Source organism: Hydrogenophaga sp. 70-12, assembly GCF_001897365.1.
GTDB classification, from domain to species: domain Bacteria; phylum Pseudomonadota; class Gammaproteobacteria; order Burkholderiales; family Burkholderiaceae_C; genus Hydrogenophaga; species Hydrogenophaga borbori.
This window is the reverse complement of the sequence record NZ_MKSS01000273.1, coordinates 1-8,845: the sequence shown is the minus strand read 5'-3', so window position 1 is coordinate 8,845 and position 8,845 is coordinate 1. Positions and strand designations below refer to the sequence as shown.

The 8,845-nt window shown below is 69.9% G+C and carries 7 protein-coding genes and 1 pseudogene; 3 read left to right on the top strand and 5 right to left on the bottom strand.

Annotated elements, in window-relative coordinates; translation table 11 throughout:
• The 3 genes and pseudogenes from BGO22_RS15045 to BGO22_RS15035 form a co-directional block, all read right to left on the bottom strand.
• Positions 1-341, bottom strand: a pseudogene (locus BGO22_RS15045) (benzoyl-CoA 2,3-epoxidase subunit BoxB); the annotation flags it as partial.
• A gap of 29 nt (positions 342-370) precedes the next feature.
• Positions 371-2,029 (bottom strand): 2,3-epoxybenzoyl-CoA dihydrolase, encoded by a 1,659-nt coding sequence (gene boxC, locus BGO22_RS15040; RefSeq protein WP_070397281.1) that lies wholly within the window; start codon positions 2,027-2,029, stop codon positions 371-373.
• Between the two features lie 138 nt (positions 2,030-2,167).
• The gene (locus tag BGO22_RS15035) at positions 2,168-3,097 is read right to left on the bottom strand and encodes a helix-turn-helix transcriptional regulator (RefSeq protein ID WP_070397280.1); all 930 of its coding nucleotides are present in this window, start codon (positions 3,095-3,097) and stop codon (positions 2,168-2,170) included.
• 163 nt (positions 3,098-3,260) lie between these two features.
• Between BGO22_RS15035 and BGO22_RS15030 the strand changes: the two genes are divergently transcribed.
• The 3 genes from BGO22_RS15030 (at position 3,261) to BGO22_RS15020 (ending at position 7,475) form a co-directional block, all read left to right on the top strand.
• On the top strand, positions 3,261-4,838 hold the full coding sequence (locus BGO22_RS15030) for a 3,4-dehydroadipyl-CoA semialdehyde dehydrogenase (protein ID WP_070397279.1): 1,578 nt from the start codon (positions 3,261-3,263) through the stop codon (positions 4,836-4,838).
• Positions 4,839-4,964: 126 nt separating this feature from the next.
• Positions 4,965-6,542, top strand: a complete 1,578-nt coding sequence (locus tag BGO22_RS15025) for a benzoate-CoA ligase family protein (protein ID WP_070397278.1) — start codon at positions 4,965-4,967, stop codon at positions 6,540-6,542.
• A gap of 123 nt (positions 6,543-6,665) precedes the next feature.
• Positions 6,666-7,475 (top strand): hypothetical protein, encoded by an 810-nt coding sequence (locus BGO22_RS15020; protein ID WP_070397277.1) that lies wholly within the window; start codon positions 6,666-6,668, stop codon positions 7,473-7,475.
• Between the two features lie 25 nt (positions 7,476-7,500).
• Here the strand turns inward: BGO22_RS15020 and BGO22_RS15015 are convergent, their stop codons facing one another.
• Both BGO22_RS15015 and BGO22_RS15010 read right to left on the bottom strand, forming a co-directional pair.
• A complete protein-coding gene (locus BGO22_RS15015) occupies positions 7,501-8,352 on the bottom strand; it encodes a GNAT family N-acetyltransferase (RefSeq protein WP_070397276.1) in 852 nt (283 codons plus the stop codon).
• Between the two features lie 89 nt (positions 8,353-8,441).
• Positions 8,442-8,845 (bottom strand): P-loop NTPase (locus tag BGO22_RS15010; RefSeq protein WP_286851520.1); only part of this gene is annotated, 404 nt, incomplete at its 5' end.

Here is an 8,845-nt window from a genome sequence, read left to right as displayed (position 1 = left end):
ATGCGGCGCAGGTTGGCGCGGTGCTCGCCGGGCACGTCGTTCCAGGCGGCCTCGCCCTTGTGGTCCCCGAAGTGGATCTTGCGCTCGGCGTCGCCGGGGTTCAGGAAGATGCCCCAGCGGTAGTCGCGCATCTTCACGTGGCCGAACTGGGCCCAGCCCTGCGGGTCCACGCTGACCGCCGTGCGCAGGTAGACCTCGTGGTTGGTCGAGCCCTCGGGGCCGACGTCGTCCCACCAGTTGATGAAGTTGGGCTGCCAGCCTTCCAGCGCGCGTTGCAGCGTGCGGTCTTCGGACAGGTTGACGTTGTTCGGGATCTTCTCGCTGTAGTTGATCGTGGACATGTCGTTCTTCCTCGGGTTCGGTGGGTGGGTCAGACGCGGTTGAAATCGAACAGGGCTTTGTCGCCCTTGCCATAGACCTTGAGCGCGCCCTTGTCGCCGACGGCGTTGGGGCGGATGAAGATCCAGTTCTGCCAGGCGGACAGGCGCCCGAAGATGCGGGTGAGCATGTTCTCTTTCTGGGCGAAGCGCAGGTTGGCTTCCAGGCCGGTCAGCGCGTCGGGCGACATGGCGGCGCGCTCTTCGATGGCGATGCGCACCTCGTCGGCCCAGTCGATGTCGTCGGGCGCGGCGGTGACCAGGCCCAGTTTGACCGCGGCGTCGGCGTCCAGCGCCTGGCCCACGGCGCCGCGCACGGCCTCCATGGCGGGCGTTTCTTCATAGAAGCGGCGCTGCAGGCGCGACTGGCCGTTCACCATGGGCAGCAGGCCCAGATTGAACTCGCCCAGCGTGATCTTGGGCGCATTCGCCTCGTCGTCGGGCAGCGCCAGCATGTAGGTGCGGTCGGCGCAGAAGGCCAGTTCGGCCAGCGAGCCGGCGAAGCACGAGCCCTGCTCGACCAGCGCGAACAGGCTGCGCGAGGACACGTCCAGGCGGGCGAAGGTGCGGCGCAGCAGGCCGATGGTTTCGCGCACGAACCAGTGGTTCTGGTGCTTGAGCAGGGTGGCGTCGCTGGCCAGCACGGCGGCGGCGTCGCCTTCGGTCTTGATCAGCCAGGTGCCGATGTCGAGCTCGTTGGTGCGCAGGTTGAGGATGGCGTCGTCGAGTTCGCGGCCCATCTGCAGCGGCCACCACGAGGCGCCCGCGGCCTCGATGCCGGCGATGTCGGTGGGCTGGGCGCTGCCGGGCGCCTTCACGGTCAGCGTGGCGGTGCGCTTGGCGCGGTCGATGGCGACGTTGACGTATTGATAGGCGATGCCGTCGGCGCTGTCGGTGCGCTGGATGCGCGGCAGGGCCACGCCTTTGGCATCGGCCGGGCGGTCGCTCTGCGCGGCCAGGGCCTCGGCGCGTGCGGCGACGTGGGCGGCGAACTGCTGCGGCTTGGCGATGGAGTCCACCAGGCGCCAGTCCACGGCCTTCTGGCCGCGCACGCCTTCGCTGGTGGTGCAAAAGATGTCGGCCAGGTCGTGGCGCACGTGGCGCTTGTCGGTCACGCGGGTGAGGCCACCGGTGCCAGGCAGCACGCCCAACAGCGGCACCTCGGGCAGGCTCACGGCGCTGCTGCGGTCGTCCACCAGCACGATTTCGTCGCAGGCCAGGGCCAGCTCGTAGCCGCCGCCGGCGCAGGCGCCGTTCACCGCGGCGATGAACTTCAGGCCGCTGTTCTTGGAGGAGTCTTCCAGGCCGTTGCGCGTTTCATTGGTGAACTTGCAGAAGTTCACCTTCCAGGCGTGGCTGGACAGGCCCAGCATGAAGATGTTGGCGCCCGAGCAGAACACGCGGTCCTTGCCGCTGGTCACCACCACGGTGCGCACCTGCGGGTGCTCGAAGCGGATGCGGTTGACGGCGTCGTGCAGCTCCACGTCCACGCCCAGGTCGTAGCTGTTGAGCTTGAGCTTGTAGCCGGGGCGGATGCCGGCGTCTTCGTTGATGTCGACGGCCAGCGTGGCGGTGGCACCGTCCACCGACAGCTTCCAGTGGCGGTACTGGCTGGGTTCGGTGCGGTAGTCGACGGGGGCGGGGTGGCTCATGGCGGTCTCCTCGGGAGGGTGGGGCTTGGCCGGCGGACCATGGCAGGTGTCACCGGCATGACCGGAATAATAGTGCATGCGTCAAAGTGCAGTCAATGCATTTTTATGCATGTTCCGGCCGTTGGTCGGCCGGGTCGCTCAGCCGCCGGGGGCGGCGATCAGGGCCTGCACCCGCTCCCGCAGGGCGGCGTAGGCCTCGTCCACGCCCGCGTAGGCGCTGGTGTTGAAGTGCAGATCGGCCTTGGAATAGAAGGCCGAGCGGCCCGCGAGGATGCGCTTGAGGTCTTCCATGGCCTCGCGGCTGGCGGCCATGGGCCGCAGATCGCCCTGGGCCGCCACCCGGCCCATGTGGTCGGCCGGGTCCGCCTGCAGCCACACCGTGGTGCAGTGGGCCAGCAAGACGTTGAAGTTGGCCGCGTCCGAGACCAGGCCGCCGGGCGTGGCGATCACCACCTCGGGGTAGATCTGGATCGCCTCCTCCAGCGCGCGGCGCTCGTAGCGCCGGTAGGCTGGCGTGCCGTAGAGCGCGTGGATCTCGTCGATGCTGCAGCCGGCGAACTTCTCGATCTCGCGGCTCAGCTCGATGAAGGCATAGCCGAGTTCATCCGCCAGGCGCTGGCCCAGCGTGGACTTGCCGGCGCCGCGCAGGCCGATGAGCGCGATGCGCGTGTGCCGGGTGCTGTCGCTCTCCGTCTGCGACTGGCCCAGCGCGCCGCCGATGGCCACGCGCACGCGGCGCAGGTCGGTCTCGGATCGGCCCGCCAGCATCTCGCGGATCAGCAGCCACTCGGGCGAGCTGGTGCTCACGTCGCCGATCAGCTCGGCCAGGGGGCAGTGCAGCGCCTCCGCCACCTGCAGCAGCACCAGGATGGAGGCGTTGCCGGTGCCGTACTCGAGATTGGCCAGGTGGCGCTCGGACACGTCGGCCGCCAGCGCCACGGCCTTGCGCGTCATCCCACGGCGCGAGCGCAGCGTGCGCACGCGCTCGCCGAGCGCCACGAGGAAGGGGTGTCGGCCTTCGTCCTCGGCGGCGGGGCTGGAGGCGGCGGCACTGGCTTCGGCGTCCATGGGGGGCATGGTTTGTCGGGCTTAGGGTTTGCGGGCTTGCCAAATAGCAAAACATGCACTTTAATGCACATTTCGCCGCACGCAACATAGTGCACTTTATCGCGTCACCGGTTTCGACACCAGCCCCCGGTGTGAACCAGCCCCCGGTTTGATGGAGCCCACCATGACCACCACCCCCCTGCTGCCCAACATCGTTGCCGGTAAAGCCCACCTGGGCCAAGGCCCGGGAACCCCCCTGTTCGATCCGGTGCTGGGCACCGAACTCGTGCGCGTGAGCCGCGAAGGCCTGGACCTGGCCAGCGCCTTCGCCTTCGCGCGCGAACAGGGCGGCGCCGCGCTGCGCGCGCTCAGCTACCGCGAGCGCGCCGGCCTGCTCGGCGCCATCGGCCAGGTGCTGCAGGCCAAGCGCGACGACTACTACGCCATCGCCACCGCCAACTCCGGCACCGTCACGCGCGACTCGGCCGTGGACATCGACGGCGGCATCTTCACCATCGGCCAGTACGCCAAGTGGGGCGAAAAACTCGGCGACGCGCGCGCCCTGCTCGACGGCGAGCGCATCCGCCTCGGCAAGGACCCGGCCTTCCAGAGCCAGCACGTCCTCACGCCCACGCGCGGTCTGGCGCTGTTCATCAACGCCTTCAACTTCCCGAGCTGGGGCCTGTGGGAGAAGGCCGCCCCCGCCCTGCTGAGCGGCGTGCCCGTGGTGGTCAAGCCCGGCACGCCCACCGCCTGGCTGACGCAGCGCATGGTGCAGGACGTGGTGGAGGCCGGCGTGCTGCCCGCGGGCGCCCTGTCGGTGATCTGCGGCGCCTCGGCCGGCCTGCTGGACGCGCTGCAGCCCTTCGACGTGCTGTCCTTCACCGGCTCGGCGGGCACGGCCGCGCAGATCCGCGGCCATGCGGCCATCGCCGAGCGCTCGGTGCGCTGCAACATCGAGGCCGACAGCCTCAACAGCGCCCTGCTCGACCCGAACGCCAGCGCCGACAGCGAGGCCTTCACCCTGTTCGTGAACGAGGTGGTGCGCGAGATGACCGTCAAGAGCGGCCAGAAGTGCACGGCCATCCGCCGCGCCTTCGTGCCGCGCGCGCTCTACGACGCCGCCGCGCAGGCGATCGGCGCCAAGCTGGCCAAGGTCAGCGTGGGCAACCCGCGCAACGAGGCCGTGCGCATGGGCGCGCTGGTGAGCCGCGCGCAGTTCGATGGCGTGCAGGAAGGCCTGGCCCAGCTGCTCGCCGAGGCCACGCCGCTGTACGACGGCCGCGCCCAGGCCCTGGTGGACGCCGACCCCGCCGTGGCCGCCTGCGCCATGCCCGTGCTGCTGGGCACCAGCGACCCGGTGAAGGCCCGCGTGCTGCACGACGTGGAGGTCTTCGGCCCCGTGTCCACGCTCATGCCTTACGACGGCGAGGCCCAGGCCTTCGAACTCATCCGCCGCGGCCAGGGCTCGCTCGTGGCCTCGGTCTACAGCGCCGACCCCGCCTTCGTGGCGCGCGCCGCGCTGGAGCTGGCCGACAGCCACGGCCGCGTGCACGCCATCTCGCCCGACGTGGCCAGCCTGCACACCGGCCATGGCAACGTGATGCCGCATTCCCTGCACGGCGGCCCCGGCCGCGCGGGCGGCGGCGAAGAGCTCGGCGGCCTGCGCGCCCTGGGCTTCTACCACCGCCGCAGCGCGGTACAGGCCAGCACGGCCGCGCTGGACGCGCTGGCCGCGAGCGCCACGCCCTTGGCGTTATGAACCACCCCCGCCGCGCTGCGCGCGACCCCCTCAAGGGGGCAACACCTGCGGCCCGGCAAAGCCGGTTCCGCGGTGTCACGGGACGGCGCGGCGGGCCCATGCAGCTATGTCATCAAGGAGACCGCCATGAGTCATGACACCGTGGCCGCGCCACCGGTGCGCTTCAACTTCGCCCGCCACCTGCTCGACCTCAATGCCGCGCGCGCGGCCAAGACCGCGCTCATCGACGACCAAGGCACGCTCAGCTACGGCCAGCTCGCCGACGCCGTGCGCCGCTGCGCGGGCGCGCTGCGGGCCCTGGGCCTGCGCCGCGAGGAGCGCATGCTGCTGCTGGCGCAGGACAGCAGCGACTGGGTCGTGGCCTTCCTGGGCGCGCTGTACGCTGGCGTGGTGCCGGTGGCGGTGAACACCCTGCTGCCGGCCAAGGACATCGCCTACATGCTGGGCGACAGCCGCGCGCAGGCGGCCATCGTCAGCGGCGCGCTGCTGCCCACCGTGCAGGAGGCCATGGCCCTGGGCACGCACGGCGTGAAACACCTGATGGTCTCGCGCGGCCAGAACCTTCCCCCGGGCGCCCACGCCTTCGACGCCCTGCTCCAGGCCGCCGCGCCCGCCGAGCCCACCGACACGCACGCCGAGGAGCCCGCGTTCTGGCTCTACTCCAGCGGCTCCACCGGCGCGCCCAAAGGCACGGTGCACACCCAGGGCAACCTGTACTGGACGGCCGAGCTCTACGGCAAGGGCGTGCTGAAGATGCGCGAGGACGACGTGGTCTTCTCCGCCGCGAAACTCTTCTTCGCCTACGGCCTGGGCAATGCGCTGAGTTTTCCGCTCAGCGTGGGCGCCACCGTGGTGCTGATGGCCGAGCGGCCCACGCCGCAGGCCTGCTTCAAGCGCATGACGGAACACAGGCCCACCATCTTCTGCGGCGCCCCCACGGGCTATGGCGGCATGCTCGCCAGCCCCGACCTGCCGGCGAAAAGCGCCGTGGCGCTGCGCCTGTGCTCATCGGCCGGCGAGGCGCTGCCGCAGGACATCGGCGAGCGCTGGACGCGCCACTTTGGCGTCGAAATCATCGACGGCATCGGCTCCACCGAGATGCTGCACATCTTCCTGTCCAACGTGCCGGGCGAGGTGCACTACGGCACCACCGGCCGTCCCGTGCCGGGCTACGAGGTGGAACTGCGCGGCGAGGACGGCCGCCCCGTGGCCGACAACGCCGACGGCTCCTCCGAGATCGGCGACCTCTACATCAAGGGCCCCAGCGCCGCGCTGATGTACTGGAACAACCGCGCCAAGAGCCGCGACACCTTCCAGGGCGCCTGGACCAAGAGCGGCGACAAGTACCTGCGCAACCCCAACGGCACCTACACCTACGCCGGCCGCAACGACGACATGCTCAAGGTGAGCGGCATCTACGTCAGCCCCTTCGAGGTGGAGGCCACGCTGGTGCAGCACCCCGCCGTGCTGGAGGCCGCCGTCATCGGCAAGGAAGACAGCGACGGCCTGACCAAGACCAAGGCCTACGTGGTGCTCAAGCCCGGCCAGCAGGCCAGCGCGGCCGAGCTGCAGGCCTTCGTGAAGGAGCGCCTGGCGCCCTACAAGTACCCGCGCTTCATCGAGTTCCTCGACGAACTGCCCAAGACCGCCACCGGCAAGATCCAGCGCTTCAGGCTGCGCGAGCGCGAGAAGGCGGCGGGCTGAGCGCTTCCGCGGATGGCCTCGGCCATCTGGCCCGGAGCCTCGGGCGGGGCGGCGTTACTGATTGAGCGTCCAAAACCGCGCCGGCCCTGTTGTGCAGGGTCGGCGCACAGCCGAAGCTCGACCATGCCCAAGATCCTCTCGTTTCACGTACCCAACCCGTTCAAGAAGAAACGCGCGCCGTCAGCGGCCTCGCTCGCCAAGTTCACGGGCCCCACCGCCGGCGCACCAGCCACCACGACACCCCCGCCCAAGGCCCAGCGCTGGAGTGCCAAGAAGTCGGCTCAGAGATTCTTCAGCCACTTCTTCAAGCCCACTGCATCCACCAAAGTCGCCGTGGCCACGGCCCAGCAGGGCGTCATCCAAGCCGTGACAAGCGACCAGCCCCTGGCCGGAAACGAGCAATACCAGGCGCATCTGCAGGTGCTGATCCAAGACTACGCCGCCGCACTGAACGTCCCTGGGCCCGCCGCCCCAGCGCCCGTCACCCCGGAACCCGCCACTCAGGGGCCGGCCGACAACACGCCTGCCACTGGCTTGGGCTGGTTTGAGCAACAGATTTTGGGGTCCAAGACGTTCCCCATGGAGCCCCTGGACAGCGCTCTGTCGCGCAAGGAAGCCGAGGTCAAACAAGCCCTGGCGCAACTCAGCGCGGATATGGTCAAAACCGGTGAACCCTACAGGACCGTGAAGCTGAACGATGGAAGCACCGTCAGCGCCAGCTTCAACAAGGACAAGAGCGTATTCACCGTTCAAGACTCCGCGGCCTACAACTCCCAAGGTAAGTTCGGCGAGTGGGTCAGCGTGCACACGCAAAGCGGCAGCCTCCGGCTGAACACAGTCGCCCCGGCCGACCACGTGTCTCCCGGTCCCGCGTTGCGCGATGCGCTGGCCAACATCGAGGTCCTGCAGGGGTCCGCACCCGCGGCGGTCTGAGCCGGCACGCCGGTGGCCCTGGCGCTCAGCCGATCTCCAGCGCCGTCAAGGCGTACTGCCGCGCCAGATCGATGGCCGGCGCTGGGCCCCTGACCATGCGCGCCGTGGGGAAGCCCGCGACGAAGCCGTGGCGCTCCATCAGCACCACGGCCTCGCGGTTGGGCTCCGGCACATCGAGGTGCACAGCCTCCTGCGACGCCACGCCCGCGCACAGGGCCCGCAACAGGCCCTCGGCGATGGCCGGTGAATCGGCGCACAACGGGCCGATCTTGTGGCCCTGCACGCAGGCGCGGCGCACGCCATAGCCGCGCAGCCGCCCGTCCTGCAGCCAGCCCAGGGCCGTGCCCCGGCGCTGGCGGATCCAGGTCTGCAGGAAGGCCGGGCGCGGCTCGGGGTGGAAGGCCAGGTCGTAGGCGGCCAAATCGTCGAACGGCAGGCCCGCCAGGCGCACGATGGCCGGGTGCGCCGGGCGCGGTCCCAGGCCGTGCCCGCTGTAGCGCCGGTTGCGCCAGGCCAGGTCGAAGCCGCTGCGCATGTAGTTGTGCTGCTGCTCGACCACGCCATCGAGGGCCACCACGCAGCCCTTCAGGTGTTCCAGCGCCGCGTGCCACACCGCCAGGCCCAGCCCCTGGCCGCGGGACGCCGGCTCCACGATGTACAGACCAATGAAGCCGTAGCCCACGCCGTAGCGCAGGGCGCTGATGCTGGCCACCGGCCGTTCGCCCACCCAGGCCATGAAGTGGCCGCGCGGGTCGATGGCGTGGAACATCTCGGTGTCGTGCAGGCCGGGGTTCCAGCCCTCGCGCGCGGCCCAGTGCAGGGCCAGGCCGAGGTCGTGGCGCGACATGCGCTGGATGCGGTGGGTGGGTGTCTTCATGCGCGGTCTCTTGGGTGAAACCGCGATGAAAGCCCAAGCCGCGCCCGGGTGCCATACCGCGTCGGCGGTAGGGCACATGACGACCCTGCTCAGGTGTCGCTGGAGATCTTGATGCTGGGGAACTTGGACGAGAAGTCCTTGGCTTTGGCGGCGATCTTGATCGCCACCTGGCGCGCCACCGACTTGTACAGGCCGGCGATCTCGCCCTCGGGGTCGGCCACCACGGTGGGCCGGCCGCCGTCGGCCTGCACGCGGATGCTCATGTTCAGCGGCAGCGCGCCCAGGTAGTCCATGCCGTACTCGGCGGCCATGTGCTTGCCGCCGTCGGCACCGAAGATGTGCTCCACGTGACCGCACTTCTCGCACACGTGCACGGCCATGTTCTCCACGATGCCCAGGATGGGCACGCCCACCTTCTCGAACATCTTGATGCCCTTGCGCGCGTCCAGCAGGGCGATGTCCTGCGGCGTGGTGACGATCACCGCGCCCGTGA

Bases quoted from the DNA above. Each gene is read 5' to 3' on its own strand.
- BGO22_RS15020 (WP_070397277.1), top strand. From the start codon at position 6,666: ATGCCCAAGATCCTCTCGTTTCACGTACCCAACCCGTTCAAGAAGAAA.
- BGO22_RS15030 (WP_070397279.1), top strand. From the start codon at position 3,261: ATGACCACCACCCCCCTGCTGCCCAACATCGTTGCCGGTAAAGCCCAC.
- BGO22_RS15025 (WP_070397278.1), top strand. From the start codon at position 4,965: ATGAGTCATGACACCGTGGCCGCGCCACCGGTGCGCTTCAACTTCGCC.
- boxC (WP_070397281.1), bottom strand. From the start codon at position 2,029: ATGAGCCACCCCGCCCCCGTCGACTACCGCACCGAACCCAGCCAGTAC.
- BGO22_RS15015 (WP_070397276.1), bottom strand. From the start codon at position 8,352: ATGAAGACACCCACCCACCGCATCCAGCGCATGTCGCGCCACGACCTC.
- BGO22_RS15035 (WP_070397280.1), bottom strand. From the start codon at position 3,097: ATGGACGCCGAAGCCAGTGCCGCCGCCTCCAGCCCCGCCGCCGAGGAC.